General features: G+C 32.4%; 20 protein-coding genes. 2 read left to right on the top strand and 18 right to left on the bottom strand.

Translation table 11 applies throughout. The features are described from left to right. Positions 1 to 148: 148 nt before the first annotated feature. Positions 149 to 538, top strand: a complete 390-nt coding sequence (locus HNR33_RS21325) for a DUF302 domain-containing protein (RefSeq protein WP_429087646.1) — start codon at positions 149 to 151, stop codon at positions 536 to 538. Between the two features lie 72 nt (positions 539 to 610). On the opposite strand, the gene HNR33_RS21330 is transcribed toward HNR33_RS21325, so the two are convergent. From HNR33_RS21330 to glpK, 15 genes are all read right to left on the bottom strand, one after another. Beyond that, a complete protein-coding gene (locus HNR33_RS21330; protein ID WP_429087649.1) occupies positions 611 to 1,156 on the bottom strand; it encodes a CD3072 family TudS-related putative desulfidase in 546 nt (181 codons plus the stop codon). Between the two features lie 60 nt (positions 1,157 to 1,216). Further along, positions 1,217 to 2,560 carry an ABC transporter substrate-binding protein gene (locus tag HNR33_RS21335; protein WP_429087652.1) on the bottom strand — a complete coding sequence of 448 codons (1,344 nt, stop codon included), beginning with the start codon at positions 2,558 to 2,560 and terminating at the stop codon, positions 1,217 to 1,219. Positions 2,561 to 2,597: 37 nt separating this feature from the next. Continuing rightward, on the bottom strand, positions 2,598 to 3,422 hold the full coding sequence (locus HNR33_RS21340) for a carbohydrate ABC transporter permease (RefSeq protein ID WP_429087655.1): 825 nt from the start codon (positions 3,420 to 3,422) through the stop codon (positions 2,598 to 2,600). A gap of 10 nt (positions 3,423 to 3,432) precedes the next feature. Then, positions 3,433 to 4,326, bottom strand: coding sequence for a carbohydrate ABC transporter permease (locus HNR33_RS21345; RefSeq protein WP_429087658.1), 894 nt, complete (start codon positions 4,324 to 4,326; stop codon positions 3,433 to 3,435). Positions 4,327 to 4,334: 8 nt separating this feature from the next. Next, positions 4,335 to 5,411 carry an ABC transporter ATP-binding protein gene (locus HNR33_RS21350; protein WP_429087661.1) on the bottom strand — a complete coding sequence of 359 codons (1,077 nt, stop codon included), beginning with the start codon at positions 5,409 to 5,411 and terminating at the stop codon, positions 4,335 to 4,337. Positions 5,412 to 5,610: 199 nt separating this feature from the next. Continuing rightward, positions 5,611 to 5,970, bottom strand: a complete 360-nt coding sequence (locus HNR33_RS21355) for a DUF134 domain-containing protein (protein WP_429087664.1) — start codon at positions 5,968 to 5,970, stop codon at positions 5,611 to 5,613. Between the two features lie 71 nt (positions 5,971 to 6,041). Further along, a complete protein-coding gene (locus HNR33_RS21360; RefSeq protein WP_429087667.1) occupies positions 6,042 to 6,314 on the bottom strand; it encodes a DUF5320 domain-containing protein in 273 nt (90 codons plus the stop codon). Positions 6,315 to 6,553: 239 nt separating this feature from the next. Next, positions 6,554 to 7,084, bottom strand: a complete 531-nt coding sequence (locus HNR33_RS21365; protein WP_429087668.1) for a permease — start codon at positions 7,082 to 7,084, stop codon at positions 6,554 to 6,556. Further along, the gene (locus HNR33_RS21370; protein ID WP_429087671.1) at positions 7,081 to 7,566 is read right to left on the bottom strand and encodes a hypothetical protein; all 486 of its coding nucleotides are present in this window, start codon (positions 7,564 to 7,566) and stop codon (positions 7,081 to 7,083) included. Before HNR33_RS21370 ends, HNR33_RS21365 begins: the two co-directional genes overlap by 4 nt. Before the next feature lie 146 nt (positions 7,567 to 7,712). Then, positions 7,713 to 7,970: a TfoX/Sxy family protein gene (locus HNR33_RS21375; RefSeq protein ID WP_429087674.1), complete on the bottom strand. Its 258-nt coding sequence runs from the start codon at positions 7,968 to 7,970 to the stop codon at positions 7,713 to 7,715. Between the two features lie 105 nt (positions 7,971 to 8,075). Continuing rightward, positions 8,076 to 8,672, bottom strand: a complete 597-nt coding sequence (locus HNR33_RS21380) for an SIR2 family NAD-dependent protein deacylase (RefSeq protein WP_429087677.1) — start codon at positions 8,670 to 8,672, stop codon at positions 8,076 to 8,078. Positions 8,673 to 8,913: 241 nt separating this feature from the next. Then, positions 8,914 to 9,285 (bottom strand): DUF1667 domain-containing protein, encoded by a 372-nt coding sequence (locus HNR33_RS21385; protein WP_429087679.1) that lies wholly within the window; start codon positions 9,283 to 9,285, stop codon positions 8,914 to 8,916. Further along, the gene (locus HNR33_RS21390; protein ID WP_429087681.1) at positions 9,272 to 10,552 is read right to left on the bottom strand and encodes an NAD(P)/FAD-dependent oxidoreductase; all 1,281 of its coding nucleotides are present in this window, start codon (positions 10,550 to 10,552) and stop codon (positions 9,272 to 9,274) included. The genes HNR33_RS21385 and HNR33_RS21390 overlap by 14 nt, the downstream gene beginning before the upstream one ends. Positions 10,553 to 10,568: 16 nt before the next feature. Next, positions 10,569 to 12,005, bottom strand: coding sequence for an NAD(P)/FAD-dependent oxidoreductase (locus HNR33_RS21395; protein ID WP_429087684.1), 1,437 nt, complete (start codon positions 12,003 to 12,005; stop codon positions 10,569 to 10,571). Between the two features lie 161 nt (positions 12,006 to 12,166). Next, positions 12,167 to 13,666, bottom strand: a complete 1,500-nt coding sequence (gene glpK, locus HNR33_RS21400) for a glycerol kinase GlpK (protein ID WP_429087686.1) — start codon at positions 13,664 to 13,666, stop codon at positions 12,167 to 12,169. 282 nt (positions 13,667 to 13,948) lie between these two features. On the opposite strand from glpK, the gene HNR33_RS21405 reads away from it, so the two are divergent. Beyond that, on the top strand, positions 13,949 to 14,608 hold the full coding sequence (locus HNR33_RS21405) for a TetR/AcrR family transcriptional regulator (protein ID WP_429087689.1): 660 nt from the start codon (positions 13,949 to 13,951) through the stop codon (positions 14,606 to 14,608). Positions 14,609 to 14,653: 45 nt separating this feature from the next. Here the strand turns inward: HNR33_RS21405 and HNR33_RS21410 are convergent, their stop codons facing one another. The 3 genes from HNR33_RS21410 to HNR33_RS21420 are packed head-to-tail and all read right to left on the bottom strand — an operon-like array spanning position 14,654 to position 16,794. Continuing rightward, entirely contained in the window at positions 14,654 to 16,102 is a 1,449-nt protein-coding gene (locus tag HNR33_RS21410) for an aminoacyl-histidine dipeptidase (RefSeq protein WP_429087692.1), read from the bottom strand. A 7-nt stretch (positions 16,103 to 16,109) separates the two neighbouring features. After that, positions 16,110 to 16,448: a hypothetical protein gene (locus tag HNR33_RS21415; protein ID WP_429087694.1), complete on the bottom strand. Its 339-nt coding sequence runs from the start codon at positions 16,446 to 16,448 to the stop codon at positions 16,110 to 16,112. Between the two features lie 10 nt (positions 16,449 to 16,458). After that, on the bottom strand, positions 16,459 to 16,794 hold the full coding sequence (locus tag HNR33_RS21420; RefSeq protein WP_429087697.1) for a PqqD family protein: 336 nt from the start codon (positions 16,792 to 16,794) through the stop codon (positions 16,459 to 16,461). Between the last annotated feature and the right edge of the window lie 30 nt (positions 16,795 to 16,824).

The following is a 16,824-nucleotide window of genomic DNA, read 5'->3' on the forward strand; positions in this document are numbered from 1 at the left end:
ATATCCAGTAATAGTTTATAAGAAGCATATTTTTTTCTAAAAATAAATTGGTAAATTTATCTTGATGTAATTCTACTAGCACATCAGGTTAATTAATAATTAATTTAAAGGGTATTATAACAATAAAGTATTTTATGGAGGTCTGAACATGGAAAATATTAAGTATGAAAAAACTACTAGCAAAACATTTGAAGAGGCTGTATCAAGCATAGCTAAAAGCCTAGAAGAACAAAAATTTGGTGTGTTATGGAAGCTGAATTTTAAGGATAAGTTACATGAAAAGGGAGTTGAGTTTGACAAGAACTTTACTATCTTAGAAGTATGTAATCCACATAAAGCAAAAGAAGTATTAACTAAACATATAGATGTAGGATACTTTTTACCTTGCAAAATAGTAGTCTATGAAGATAGTGGCTCTGTAAAAATAGGCATGATGAGCCCAAAAACTCTAATTGGATTGCTTGGATATGATGATTTACAGGATGTTTCCAAGGATGTTGAAGAAATAATGATTACTGCAATTAACAATGCAATTTAACAAGAAAATAAGGAAGGTATTTGGATATTTATATATCCCCTTCCTTTAACAATCACCCTATATTACTAAGTATCATTTTATTGAACTAATAACTGTATCTACGTCTAATCCTTCAATTGCGTAAAATGGAACATCTATATTGTATTGTTCAAATAATTTCATAAGCTCTTCCATAAAAACACCACTGCCTTCAGTATAAACTAAACTTTTTACCTTTTTACCAATTATATCCATATCTTCAAACTCTCCACCCCATGATTTTCCATCACAAACCTTGGACACTCCACAGCTAGGGCTTCCGTTTATCCCTACTACTCCTATAACCTCATATCCGTTTTTTAAATAGTCAGTTAGCTGTCCAATAATTGGAGTTAGCATTTCAACCGAATTCTCCCTGAAAAACTTAGTATCAAATTGAGCTTTTACATGTCCCCATCTCTTTATGCCATACATATGCATCTCAGGACAAGGCAATTGCATTATCCCGATATTTTTTTTCATCAAATGTTCAACTAGTCTAAATGTATCTGCTCTTTCTTTAGGAAGTGTTCTTTCAACCTTAGAGCATTTATTTAATACGCAATGAGAGACAAGAATAATTCTTTTCTTATTATCCATATTTTAAACCTCCAATATACAGATTAAGGATGATGCAATTTTACATCATCCTTAATGTTATTAATTGTTAGCGAAGTTTTTCTTCGCTTCATCAAGGTCGTTTCTAGCATCTTTTTGAGCATCTACTAAAGCTTGATCGATTGATTTTTGACCTGATAATATTTCTTCTAGTGCTTCCTGCATATTACTATGAATAGCATATCCATTTAATACTTTAGGATCTTGATATGCATAAGGGAATTGGTTAGTAGCTATACGTTTACTTGGATCTTCATTTAGAAACGCTTGGAATTTTTCAGAGTTAAGTGCTGCATTTGTCAATGGAAGATAGCCTGAACCTATACCCCATTCTACGCCTGTCTCTTCTTCATACCAGAATTTTATGAACTCCCAAGCCGCCTTTTTTTGCTCTTCAGATACAGTATTAAACATTGTTATATCTGTACCTGAAAATAATGCTGCTTGTTTTTCTCCTTTTGGCAATTCCGCAACAGCCCAATTTACACCTGATTGTTCACATGCATCTTTCATATGCGGAATATTTGAAGACGATGCAAACCCTATAAATGACTCTCCTCTTGACATAGGACCTGTTATATATCCATCTTCAAATGCTACTTGTGCTATACCATCGTTTACCATACCTGTTATAAATTCATAGGCTTTTTTAGTCTGAGGTGTGTCTATCATTACTGTATCTGTGCTTTCATCATAGATATGCCCACCTGCTTGCTCTACCCAAAAACTAAAGTCAATTCCTGCGCTTTTGTTAAACACTAAACCTTTCTTTCCATCCTTTGATAATTTTGCAGCTGCTTCTCTTAATTCATCCCAGGTAGTTGGAACAGCTATTCCTGCTTCTTGTAATGTATCAACGTTATAATACATTAAATATGAACCTTTATTAAATGGAAGTGAATAGTGCTTACCATTCCACATGCCGTTATCTCTTAATCCAGTTGGGATGTCATTCCATACAGCTTTATTCATCCCATTTTTTTCATCAAAAATATATGGATCTAGCTCTTCTACCATGTCGTTTAAAACATAGGCTGTAAGTCTATTACAATATATCATTGATAACGCTGGTAAATTACCTGCTTGTGCTGAACCATTAAGCTTTTCAAAAAGCTCTTTATAATGTCCTTGGAATACTGCATTTACTTTGATTTCAGGATGCTCCGCATTAAATTTATCTACTAAGCTTTGTAATGTTTCACCGTTGCCATCTGACATAGCATGCCAGAACTCAATCTCTACAGGCTGTTTTTGTTGTTCTTGTTGTTCTTGTTGTTCTGATGTTTGACCGTTGTCTTGTGCAGTATTAGCTGGTTCCTTTTGGCTACAGCCTACCATTGCAACAATCATAATAAGAACTAAAAGAAGTGCAGTAATTCTTTTCATATTTTTTCCTCCTCTATTTGAAGAATTATATTTTATGTTAACCTTTTATACCTCCCCTTGTAACACCTTGAACAATATATTTTTGCAGAGTTATGTAAATGATAATGATTGGAATGATTACTATACTTGAATATGCCATTAGCAGATTGTATTTTGCTCCTGCCTCTGTCATAAAATTTGTTAACCCTACTGGCAGTGTTCTCATTTCAGGTGTACTAGTCATCAGTAGTGGCCACAAAAACTCATTCCAACTATTTATTATCTTAAGTAGAGCAATTGTTATAAGAGCAGGTTTAGCAAAAGGTACCATAATCTTAACTAGATACTTAAAATCACTACAACCATCCACTTTTGCGGCATAGTATAGCTCTTCAGGCACTGTAAGAAAAAACTGTCTAAGCAAAAATATTGAAAAAACACTTGTTAGCCATGGCACATATAAAGCTGGCATAGTATTTATAAGATGTAGTTTTGACAATGTAACAAAGTTAGGAGCAATCAGCATCTCTCCAGGTACCATCATTGTTCCTAAAAGAATAGAAAATATAATGTCTCTCCCCCAAAACTTCAGCCTAGAAAACGCAAAAGCAGCTAATATTGATGTAATCAAGGTACCTGCTGTTACCATAAAAGCTACAAAAACACTATTAAAGAAATATGTCTTAATTGGAACTCTTCTAACTATTTCACTGTAGTTATCCCATTGAAAGCTGCTAGGTATAAGCTTTGGAGGCATTTCATATACTGCACCTGGATGTTTTAGTGACGTACTTATCATCCATATAAATGGCAGTAAAGTGACGATTACGCCAGATATAAGAATAATATAAGAAATAATATTAATTATTTTTATTTTTTTCATATTTTACTCCTTATTTGTAGTGAACCATCTTCTTTCCTATATACAACTGTATCAAAGTAACAACTAATATAATTGCAAACAGTACAACAGAAGCAGTAGAAGCTATGCCATATGAAAACTGATTTGCTAGCTTATCATATATGTAATAAACCATGGTTAAGCAGGAGTTTACTGGTCCAGGCATTTTATTGAATAGAGCATAAACCTCACTGAAAACCTTAAATGCTCCAATCAGAGAAGTAATCGTAACAAAAAAAATAGTAGGAGATAATAAAGGGAGCGTAATGTATATAAACCTATTCCAAGTGTTAGCTGCATCCACTTTAGCTGCTCCATAATATTGTGTGTCTATATTTTGCAATCCTGTCAAAATAATAAGGATGTTATACCCTAGTGTTTTCCATACACTCAATATGATTAAACTGACCATAGCCCATTTTGGATCAATCAACCACTTTATAGGCTCGATACCGAATATTCCAAGAAAATAGTTTAATATCCCATACTGAGAGTGAAATATCCATCTCCACACCGAAGATATTGCCACTGTGCTAGTAACAAAAGGTAGAAAGTATATACTTCTAAAAAAACTTTTAAAGTGTATATTAGAATTTAACAGTAAAGCTATCAACGTTGACAGCATAATAGATATCGGTACTACCCCTATAACAAAAATAAAAGTGTTTTTCATTGCCAAAATGAAATTATCATCATTAAACAAACTTATATAATTGTCAAAGCCATATTCAAACACAATATGCTTAAAATAGTTGTACCTAGTATAAAAGCTCATTGCTAAAGCTTTAGCAATCGGATATATATGAAATATACTTAAGACTAATAACGCTGGTGCTAAATACATTATTCCTTTAGCAAACTTTTTAATTTCTTTAAAAATATTCATACCGTCTCCTATAAGAGTTTAATATTAGCATTACTTTTAACATCAAAAATATGAAGCTTTTCCCTTCTAATTCTTAGAAAAATATTATCTTCAGGTGATATTCTATAGTCTGATGAAGTGAAGCATCTGAATTTATAGTCTTCAATTCTGAATACTATTAAGTTATCCTTTCCTATCATCTCTACATGCTCAACAATACCTTTAATATCACTTTCTTCTTCTGAACAAATTATGAAGTCTTCAGGTCTAATAGCTATGATACATTTGTCTGTATTATTGTTATACTGATTTCCTGACATATCTATATGAAGCCTAGTTTTTGTTTTATCTAAATAAAATTGCCCATCTATATTATTTAGATTAAAAGTATTTATAGGTGCATTCCCTATGAACTTTGCAGTAAATAGATTACTTGGACAGTTATATATGTTTCTTGGAGTATCATATTGCTGTAGCTTCCCTTTATTCATCAAAAGTATTTTATCCGATATACTAGCTGCCTCGTCTTGATCATGAGTAACGAATATAGTAGTAATGTTAAGCTTCTTTTGAAGTTTCCTTATTTCTTCTCTTGTCTCTATTCTTAATTTTGCATCAAGATTTGATAAAGGCTCATCCATCAAAAGAACATTTGGTTTTTTTACAAGCGCTCTTGCAATTGCTACTCTTTGTTGTTGTCCTCCAGATAGCTGGCTAGGCTTTCTATCTAATAGTTCTTTTATCTTTAATAGCTCAGTTACTTCTTCAACCCTACTTAAAGCTTCTTTTTTTGACACTTTAAGCATATTCAATGGAAACATTATGTTTTTTAATACTGTCATATGAGGATAAAGTGCATAGTTCTGAAAAACCATACCAATATTTCTTTTTTCAGTATCAATGTCATTCACAAGTTTCTCATCAAAAAATATTGAACCACTATCTTGAGCATGAAGTCCTGCAATCATAAATAAAGTAGTGCTTTTACCACAACCGCTTGGCCCTAAGAAAGTGACCAACTCACCATCGTCTATATCAGCTGATAAGTCATCTACTGCAGTTATATCCTTAAACTTTTTTGTAAGGTTTCTTATCTTTACTTTCATATGCATCACCTAATAAGTTTTCTTGGTTAATTACCAAAGTTTATCGTAACAGATAATCTATTCCAACTCCAATAGAAAAAAATGATAGGTTGTCTTTTCTGCATAGAAAGTATCTATAAATTAAAAAATAATAAGCATGGACAAGTATAGCATTTAAGCTATCTTTATCCATGCTTATCAATATTAAGCTCATTCTCTTTTATTTCATCCCATGCCTATGACGTCCATGACAACAAGCTGAACAATTTCTATCTTTTATTTCTTCATTGCATACGGTATAGTTTCCACCTTCAATTTTAAGAGTTTTACCATTAACTAAACTGTCTGCCATCTTTTTTCTTGCATCATCATATATCCGCTGAATAGTAGATCTAGCAACATCCATTTTTTCAGCACATTGTTCTTGATTCAATCCTTCAAAATCAATAAGCCTAATTGTTTCAAATTCTTCTACCTTCATAGTAACCAGTTCTTCTTCATCTAACACTCTATTAACAGGTCCATAAGCTTGAAAATTTGGAAGACTGCATACTCTTCGTCGTTTTCTAGGTCTTGGCACATTATCACCCCATTTATCAAACTTATCACTATTATATCCTAAAATAAACGAGTGAGACAATGCTCACCCGTTTATTTTTCTTCATTTAGTTCAGATAATCTAGTTTTTATATTATCTAAATTTTCTTCTAAAATTGTCTTTTGTCTTTCCAAAAAAGTTTTGTCATCTTCTTGATTGCCATAACCACCGTTATAAAAGCATCTCCCAGCTCCTCTTCTGAAGGCACGGCCAGTACCTAGTCCCATTCCTGATAATTTACTAGGTGTTGTTTTTCTGCATAATCCCATTCCTTTACCTGTCATTGGACCTATTCCCATCGGTCCCATACCATTTAGTCTTGGCATATTAAATCCTCCTTTTATTTTGGGTATATGTTCTTTATGATTATATTATACATCGTTTTGGGCATATGTCAATAACTTTATGTAATATTTTTAAATATATTTATCTATTTAAAAAAAGCATGAATAAGTGCATCCTCTAAGATGTCTTAATCCATGCTTTTAACCCAATTCCTTATATTGTGATCTCGATAAAATATCTTTTTATTTATACAGAAAATCTAATGTTACTAAAAATATTATTACAATGATTCTGCATTTTCGTAAATTCTCTTTATATCCTCTTTATCAATAATAGCACATAAAATATATGCGATTATTATTATACCAGGGATATCTACAAGTAATCTTGTAACAGCAAATCTAGATCCTAATGCAGAAAGTTCAAATAAAAACATCGGTATCTTTGTGGTAGACCACGCACCAATAAATATTACAATATTACTTAATTTAACGCCTTTTTTCATGAATACAGCCGCTATAGGAAAAGCACCATAAAGTGGTCCTGCTGCTGCTGAACCTAAGATAATAGACAAAATAATACCTTTAAGTCCAGATCCTTCTCCCATATATTTCATCATAGTTTCCTTAGGAACCCATATGTCTAATAATCCTAAAAGAACAAAAACTGGAGGTATAACCAATATCATTTCCTTAAAACTAAAGACAGTTACATTTAGTGCTTTTAATCCAATCTCTCTATTAACCAACAATAGAACTCCCAATAGCACAATAGTAATAAGGAAAAATCTATATTTCTTTAACAGTATCATATACCACCAGCCACCTTTCCAATTACAAATGCGACAATAAAAGAAAATAAAAATGCTAATACATTTCTCATAATAGTAAGTCGTTTGCCAAAATACTTTATCTCAACAGGAACAGTTACAACTCCTACCATCATTAACGTAGAAACAAATGCACCTATTTGCATATATCCTGCTCCACTCTTCAATAACATAGCTGCAGTAGGAAATGCTACAAAACCAGGAATCAATGTAACTGCGCCAATAATTGCCGAAAAAACAACTCCTATCCATCCAGACTGATTACCTATTATTTTAGATATGATTTCAGTATTAAAACTTCCTAGCAATATTCCTACTAGCATTATAACACCTAAAAATTGAGGTAAGATATTCTCAAAAGATTTCCAAGCCTTTTTTAAGGCTTGCTTCGTCTTTTTCTTATCTTTGTAATATGAGATAAGTAATAACATAGCTGTAGATATATACATAATATAGCTAGTCATATATGCTTTACTCCTTTAATGTTATTTATACCCTATGGGGGTATAAATAATTATACCAAATTATTTTCTTATTAGTCAATAATAATTCTTTTAATGTTAAACTCCATCTGCAAAGTAAGAATAATACGAAAATGGTCTATCTTAGTCTACCTATATAATAAATTAAAAAAAGTCTTCAATTTGTCTTTATCATTATCTGACAAATGATGCCATCTTATACCTTGAATAGCACCTTCTAATCCATATAATCTATTTATACACGCTGTACTATCAATAAGTCTGATTTTTTTGAATGCTTCTTCACTTCCTATTTGAATAAGCTGTTCGCTGGTTTCAATACCAACCGCTTTTAATTGTCTTTCTAATTCCTTACCTATATTAGGCATATCACTTAGTTTACTCATGTTATCATCTTCTCCCCTATTTTTCAGTTTGCCTCTTCAGCGTAAGTTATCATGTAATCTATCCTATTTTTTAAATTTAATTTTATTTTGAAGCAAAAGACATTACTAAATACTTTTAAGATATCTTGGAACTTCCTTTTCTGAATCCTTGTTAATAATATGGATTTCCAGACCATCCATATGAGCTCTATTGACAAAATCATTTACTGTAGATGTATAAAAAGAAGTACCAACTACTAAAACTCTTTTACAAGAGCAAATTAAGTCGATGGCTTCAAAATAATTTCGTATTTTATCTCCATACAATACTACATTGGGTTCGTATACTTCTCCGCATTTTTCACAATAAATTGATTTTTCAACTACATGAAAATCATGAATAGTTCTACACTTATTACATATAACGTAATCTAGGTTTCCATGGACCTCTAAAACATTTTTACTGCCTGCTTTTTTATGTAGCCTGTCAACATTCATAGTTATTATAGGAACCTCGTATTCAGCTAGTGCTATATGTGCTGCGTTTGGCTCAGCTTTTTCAACAGTCTTTTTCATGTTCAATAAAGCTTTATAAAATTCCTTTGTGTTCTCACTAAAATAATCTCTAGTCAGTTTGTCTCTTAAGTCACCCATTTCTTCAAAAGTTGGTATCCCACTAGCTTTAGATATACCAGCACCTGTAATAACAACTATATCTTTCATACTTAGTCTCCTTTCCCATATGTTACATGCATTACATATTATAATATTTAGCTTTATAATATCATATATTATTAAGCGTTTCATCTAGCAATATCCATGTAAACAACAAAAATCATGGATGGGCCAGTTCCGACAACTGTAATGTGTCCATGATTTTTAATCACTTTTATCCATTTTAAAATTTGATATTTTTGTATTTCTCGACAATTATTCTCCAGGAGATACTGTTTTTCTACAGAAATCATATTCTATTCATGCTTCTCGATGCAACTAAGTTTATGCCTGTGTTCAATATGTTTTCTATTATGATATCTCCTACTTTTACAGGGGCTTCTATTTCTACTGAGTTAATTTCTTTCATGCACTCAAACATCTTATCTTTTGGTATACCTCCCTTAGTCACAACCGGCATTCTTTCTAGATGAGCTTTCTTAATCTTTACAGTAGATGTTAACACTCTAGTAGGGTTAATTATCTCCTTGATTCCGTATTCCCCGCCTTTTTTACAGCTATTACCTTGAACTATATATCCCTTTTCACTGTTCAAATCCTCAACTATTGTCAACCTACATCCCATGGGACAAACTATACATATTTTCTCATATCTTTTCATGCTTATGTCCTCCTTTGTCAACGGATACTGATATAACTGATATATCTTTTCTATTTATATCCTCAATATTAATCTGTATTTTCACCATCTCTCCTGGAGCTAAATGTTTCTTCTTTATTTCTTTGATAACTTTTTTATCTGCTTTTACTATTAGTTTTGTATTATTATATACATCATCCACCCTCATAAGCATATCTAAGCAATCTTCTATGTTTTCTAATCTTATTTTGTGGGGTACAATATATCTTATTCCCTCACCAGTCTTTGTTGAAATAATACTGCCATCTTCTTTTAATTCATCTTTTATAAATTTAGCAGCACTTTTACCTGCTTTTCTACTTTCTGCAGTAACGTAGTCTACTAAATCATGTACATGAACTATATTGCCACATCCAAAAATACCTTTTATATTTGTTTCCATTGATTCATTAACCATAGGTCCTCCTGTAGCTGGATCCATTTCTATTCCGACTTCTCTAGATAATTCATTTTCAGGAATCAAACCCACAGATAATAAAAGTGTATCACACTCATAGAATGTTTCCGTCCCAGGTATAGGCCTTCTATTTTTATCTACTTTTGCAATAGTAACACCTTCTATTCTGTCCTTGCCTTTGATATTCACGACAGTGTGACTTAATAGCAAAGGTATATTAAAATCATCTAAACATTGTACTATGTTTCGAGTGAGTCCTCCTGAGTATGGCATCAATTCTGCTACAGTCTTAACCTCAGCTCCTTCTAGTACAAGCCTCCTAGCCATTATTAACCCAATGTCCCCAGAACCTAGTATTACCACCTTTTTTCCTATCATATATCCTTCCATATTTATAAATCTTTGTGCTGCTCCTGCTGTAAATATTCCTGCTGGTCTAGTTCCTGGTATAACTAAAGCCCCTCTAGATCTTTCTCTGCATCCCATAGCTAGTACTATAGCCTTTCCTTTTGTTTTTATAAAACCATCTCTTGAATTTATAGAGCTAACTATTTTATCCTTACTTATGTTAATCACCATAGTATCAATCTTGTATTCAATACTCATTTCTTTTAATTCAGATATGAATCTTTCTGCATATTCTGGCCCCGTTAATTCTTCTTTAAATATATGAAGTCCAAATCCATTGTGTATACATTGCTGCAATATGCCTCCCAGTTCTTTATCTCTTTCTATAACTAATATCCTATCTATTCCGTTCCTTTTGGCCTCTATAGCTGCAGCTAATCCTGCAGGTCCTCCTCCGATAACAATAAGATCATATTCAAGCATAAATTCACCTCCAGTGTTATTTAACTTTTGTCTGCCCTGTCAATATATATGAACCTTTATTATCCTTTAATATGTCTGTCATATCTACTCCTAGCTCTCTGGCTAAAATTTCCATAACCTTTGGCCCACAAAATCCTCCTTGACATCTACCTGAACCAGCTCTTACCCTTCTTTTTATACCATCTACAGTAGTAGCTCCTGCCTTTCTTTTTATCGCATCAATGATTTCACCTTCAGTGATATTTTCACATCTGCATATTACTCTGCCATATCTAGGATCTGTTTTTATTAATTCGGCTTTTTGATCGTCACTTAACTCCATAAACTTAACCACTTTTCTCCTATTGGGATTAAAATTCTCCTTTTCTTCCAATCCATTTGTTATATCATTTAATATTTCTACAACATATTCTGCAATCGCTGGAGATGAAGATAATGCTGGAGATTTCATTCCTGCAACATTAATAAATCCTTTTGCTTCATTTGATTCTTCTATGATAAAGTCTCCTGTACTTGACTCTGCCCTTAATCCTGCAAATGTTGTTATTGTCTTGATAAATGGTATTTTTTTAGACGTTTGCTCTGCTATCTTTTTAACATATTCAAGCCTATCAGCTGTAGTCTCTAGTTCTTCTTTACAATTTATCTTTTGTTTATCTGGTCCTACTATTATGTTTCCATGTACTGTTGGTGCAACTAGCACTCCTTTACCATATTTTGTAGGGCATTGAAACAAAACTTTATTCACTATATCTCCTGCACTTTTATCTAGCAAATAATACTGTCCTCTGTATGGAGTTATGGTGAAGCTAGGGGATGACACCATATTGTTTATCTTATCCGCATATACTCCTGCACAATTTATGATATATTTTGTCTCTATTTCTTTGTCTTTTGTAATTACCTTATAACCTTCATTAAGCTTATTAATATCTATAACCTCACTATTTAGAGAAAGCTCCACTCCATTTTCTAATGCATTTTCAGCTAACGCTATGGAAAGTTCCCATGGCCCAATGATGCCACAAGTTGGAGCATATAAAGCTCCTATGATATTATTATTTATATTAGGCTCCATCTCTTCCACTTTCTCTTTATCTAGTATTTTCATATCGGATATATTGTTTTGTTGACCTCTATCATACAATTCTTCTAGCTTTTGCATATCTTCTTCTTCAAATGCAATTACCAATGAACCTATTCTTCTAAATGGCACATCTAGTTCTTTACATACTTTATCAAACATTGGATTTCCTAATGAATTAAATTTTGCCATATTTGTACCTGGTTTAGCATCGTATCCAGCATGTATTATTGCACTGTTAGCTTTAGTTGTTCCATTAGATACGTCATTGTCCTTATCTATTAGTATCGTATTCAGTTTATACCTAGACAGCTCCCTAGCTATAAATGTACCAATAACTCCAGCTCCTATAATAGCAACGTCATACATGAATAATCCCTCCTTGTATTAATTGTATAGATTTACAAATAAGATGTTCCTAAATAAAAAAAGTCGCACCAAACTAGTGCCAATATCTCATGGCCTACTAATTTGAGCGACTCTTTTATCTCAGCTCTGTTATTAATTTGTTAATTTAATCAATGTATCTTTTAATCTTCTTCCCATTTTTTTGATCTTTCGATTGCCTTTTTCCATCCCATGTAAAGCCTTTGTCTTCTTTCATTTTCCATGCTTGGCCCAAACGTTTTATCAAGCTTCCATACCTTTGCTATTTCATCTTTGTCTTTCCAAAATCCTACAGCAAGACCTGCTAGATAGGCTGCTCCTAGGGCTGTGGTTTCAATTATTTCAGGTCTATCAGTAGGTACTCCGAGTATATCAGCCTGGAACTGGGTTAAGAAGTTATTTGACACTGCCCCTCCATCAACCTTTAGTCTTTGGAGGTTAATTCCAGAGTCTTGTTGCATTGCTTCAAGAACATCCCTAGTTTGATATGCTATTGCTTCTAATGCAGCTCTTATAATATGATTTCTATTAACACCACGAGTAAGTCCAACTAAACAACCCCTTGCATACATATCCCAATGAGGTGCTCCTAGTCCAACAAAAGCAGGAACAAGATATACTCCATTACTATCTTTTACTTTGGTAGCGAAATATTCGCTATCACTCGCCTCATTAATTAACCTCATTTCATCCCTTAACCATTGAATAACTGCTCCACCCATAAATATGCTACCTTCCAAAGCATATTCAACTTTATTATTTATTCCCCATGCTATAGTTGTCAGCAATCCATTTTGCGATTTAATAATATCTGTGCCAGTATTCATTAGCATGAAACACCCAGTACCATATGTGTTCTTAGCCATTCCTGATTCATAGCAAGCTTGCCCAAATAAAGCTGCTTGCTGATCTCCAGCTATTCCTGATATAGGTATCTCTGCTCCTCCAAATGTTTTTGAATCAGTCACCCCATAAATTTCACTAGATGGTTTTACTTCTGGAAGCATTGAATGAGGTATATCGAGCTGTTTTAATATTTTTTCATCCCACTTTAATTCCTTGATATTATATAGCATTGTTCTAGAAGCATTTGAATAATCAGTTATATGAATTTTTCCCCTCGTAAGGTTCCAAAGTAGCCAAGTGTCAATATTTCCAAATAACAGCTCATTGTTCTCTGCTTTTTTTCGAGCACCCTCTACATTATCAAGTATCCACTTTATCTTTGTTGCAGAGAAATATGCATCAAGAACTAGTCCAGTACTTTCCTTTATATAGTCTTCAAGTCCTTTATCTCTTAAATCATCACAAATATTAGCTGTTCTCCTGCACTGCCATACAATAGCATTGTAGATGGGTTTCCCTGTATTTTTATCCCATACTACAGTTGTTTCTCTCTGGTTTGTAATTCCTATAGCTGCTATCTCCTCTGGTTTTACTGCAGCAGTCTCCAGTACTTCCCTTGCAACTCCACTTTGAGTACCCCATATTTCCATTGGCTCATGTTCTACCCAGCCAGCCTTTGGATATATTTGTTTAAATTCCTTTTGAGCCATGCTGACTATTTTACTATTATGATCAAATAATATTGCCCTAGAGCTTGTAGTTCCTTGATCTAATGCTAATATATACTTCTTTTCCACTACACTAATCCCCCTTCCCTATACGCTATTTATGAATTATTATAAAAATATATTCATAGTGTTTTCTAAATACTATGATAAACCCCATAAAAAAAAACCACAACAAAGTTTTCTTATATTTCCATAAGATAGCCTGTGTGGTTCTCATCATCTCAAACCGAATATTTTTCTATGTTTTTATTATACCATTACTGTAATACTTTGTAAATAACAATTCCTTATATCTGAGTTATTTACAGTTTTTTGATAAAATGCTATAATAAACTAATGGAGGTAGGTTATATGTCGACAAAGGATCAAATTTTAAAAGTATCTCTTAAATATTTTTTAACCCAAGGCTATGACTATACAACTTTAAGTCAAATTGCTGATGATATTGGTATAAAAAAGCCTTCTATTTATTATCACTACAAGTCAAAAGAAGATTTATTATCAAAAGGTATTGAATTAATTGTCAATGAGCTTAAGAATGTTTTATCAAAAGTAAATGATCCTTCAAAATCTACAAAAAAACAGCTTGAAGATTTTTTCGAAGCAATTATAGACTTTAACTCTAATCTTTCAGTACTAATTGGAAATAATTATAATGAACCAATTAATATTGAACAAATTTTTCAAATGTCATCAAATAGATTTGAGAGTGTGTCTAAAACTATAAACGACTATTATGATTACTTGATTGGAGAAATTGAAAGAATCCTAAAAACTGGTCAAGCCCAAGGAGAGCTTAGGCCTTCATTGGATTATAAAACCACTGCAATCGAGATATTATCAAGAATTGAAGGCTTGATAGTGATTTCAAGTGTTTATAAAAAAATAGATTTATACTCTATAAGAACAACCTTATATGAAAATTTATGGACAAGCTTATGCAATCAAACACAAAATAAAAAAAGAAAAAATCTTAGTTTTAAAACCATTGATTTAGGCCGTAAATGGTAAATGCCAATCCTTTTGGATTGGCATTTTTATGACATAGAAACCTTCCTATAATCTTTTTAGCACTTCTAGTAAAAAGTTATAAACTCTTTGTGTAGAGGATATGCTCAAACGTTCTTTTGGAGTGTGAACATCAAACAGATTTGGACCTAATGATACCATATCAATATCACCTATTTTTTGTTTTAAGAATCCGCACTCAAGACCAGCATGAATTGCATCTACCTTTAAAGGCTTATGGTAGAGTTCTTCATAAACCGTTTTCATCAATTCTCTAATTTCTGAATCAACTTTAAATGGCCACGATGGGTAATCTGCTTCAAGACGCATCTCTGCTCCTACTAAATCACAAATCATTTGAATACGATAATTAATATCTTCTTTTAGTGATATGACAGAGCTTCTAATAGCATTAAAAAATACCAACTTACCATCTTCTTCTCCTAATACTCCTAAATTATTTGAGCTTTCTACTAATCCATCAATGCTAGCACTCATAGTTTGAACACCGTTTGGAATTAAACATAGTAGATTTATAATCGCTGTTTTATTTTTATTCTCATACACTGTTTCTGGACAACTAACCTCTTTTAATTCAATATTTAAACCTGGATCAGACACTTCAAATTCAGATTTTAATATTTTTTCAAAATCTTTTACTGTCTTATTCATATTTTCAACGTTATCATGACTTATAACTATAGTCGCTTCTGATTTCTTAGGAATAGCATTCATCTTATCACCACCAGAAATTGAAGCAAGTTCAAATTCAATTTTATTATCTAACTTATTTAATATTCTACCTAATGTTGTAATAGCATTCGATCTTCTTTTATTGATTTCTATACCAGAGTGACCTCCAATTAAGCCTTTTAACACTACTCTATAAGCAGTATCATTTTCGGGAGCCTTTTTATCCAAATCAAGAGTAACTATATTATTAACTCCGCCAGCACAAGAAGCTAGAAGTACTCCCTCTTCTTCTGCATCTAAATTTATCAAAATATCCCCAGAGATATTATTTGGATTTAAATCAAGTACTCCATCCATTCCAGTTTCTTCTGCTACTGTAAAAAGTGCTTTTATCTCTGGGTGTTCAAGAGTCTTATCTTCTAATATTGCCATAGCCATTGCAACTGCTATTCCATTATCTCCCCCAAGAGTAGTACCCTTTGCTTTGATCCAATCGCCGTCATGCACAAGTGTAATTGGATCTTTTTCAAAATCGAATTCAATATCATCTTCTTTAACACATACCATATCTAGGTGTCCTTGAATAATAACTGTTTTTTTGTTTTCATAACCTGGTGTCGGCGGCTTTGTAATAATAACATTTGCTGATGGTTCTTGAATAACTTCTAATCCCAGACTTTTAGCAAATTCTACTACGTAGTCACTTGCAGCCTGTTCATTACCTGACTCTCTAGGAATTCGTGTCAATGCCTCAAAGTGTTTAAAAACATTTTGAGGCTGTAAATTTGATAATACTCTTTCCATAAGCTTATCACCTCTCTAATAATTGATATCTATTCCTATTATCTTTTTGAATAACTGATTGATCTAATAGAAACTCAATAACAGTATCACTAAATAATCTTGCATCTTCGATCTGTGCTCGGCTCTTTGACCAAAATAGTGATGCCTTAGTGTCCTTTATAATATTTTCTATTTCTGTTTTAGAAAGACTACTTTTATCCTTAAATCCATTTAGGATCTTTTTTTCACATTTTTTTAATAATAAACTATACAGTTCTTCTTGTTTTTTTTGTTTTTTAATATATCCCCAACTAATTAGAAACGCTACTGTAACTGCCATAAAGAGAATTTGAATGATTACCTTCATATAAATCCTCCTAAATCTCAATAAATTTGTTATTTTTAAGAATGTTAATATAAGTTCCGAAACGTTCATATAATGGCTCTACATCTTTACCAAATTCTGATTTTAATATCTCACATATTTCATAAGTTGTTTTTTCACCATCAATAGCTTTCCAAACGTAGCTGCCATATTCATCTAAATCAATTCGCATAACCTCTGGAGTCTTTGCAAAAAAACGTACAAGCTTGTCAAAAAAACCATTTCTGTCAATAACAATTTGAACTTTCCCATTGTCTAATACTATCCATTTAACTTTTTCTACTCTTCTAGGAACCATTTCTAGAAAGTTCTTATTTTTCCTTCCCATTTTCACACCTCTTTTTTTAAAAGTGGGGAG

Origin of the sequence: Brassicibacter mesophilus (genome assembly GCF_050433385.1) — a bacterium.
Lineage (GTDB): Bacteria > Bacillota > Clostridia > Tissierellales > Proteiniboraceae > Brassicibacter > Brassicibacter mesophilus.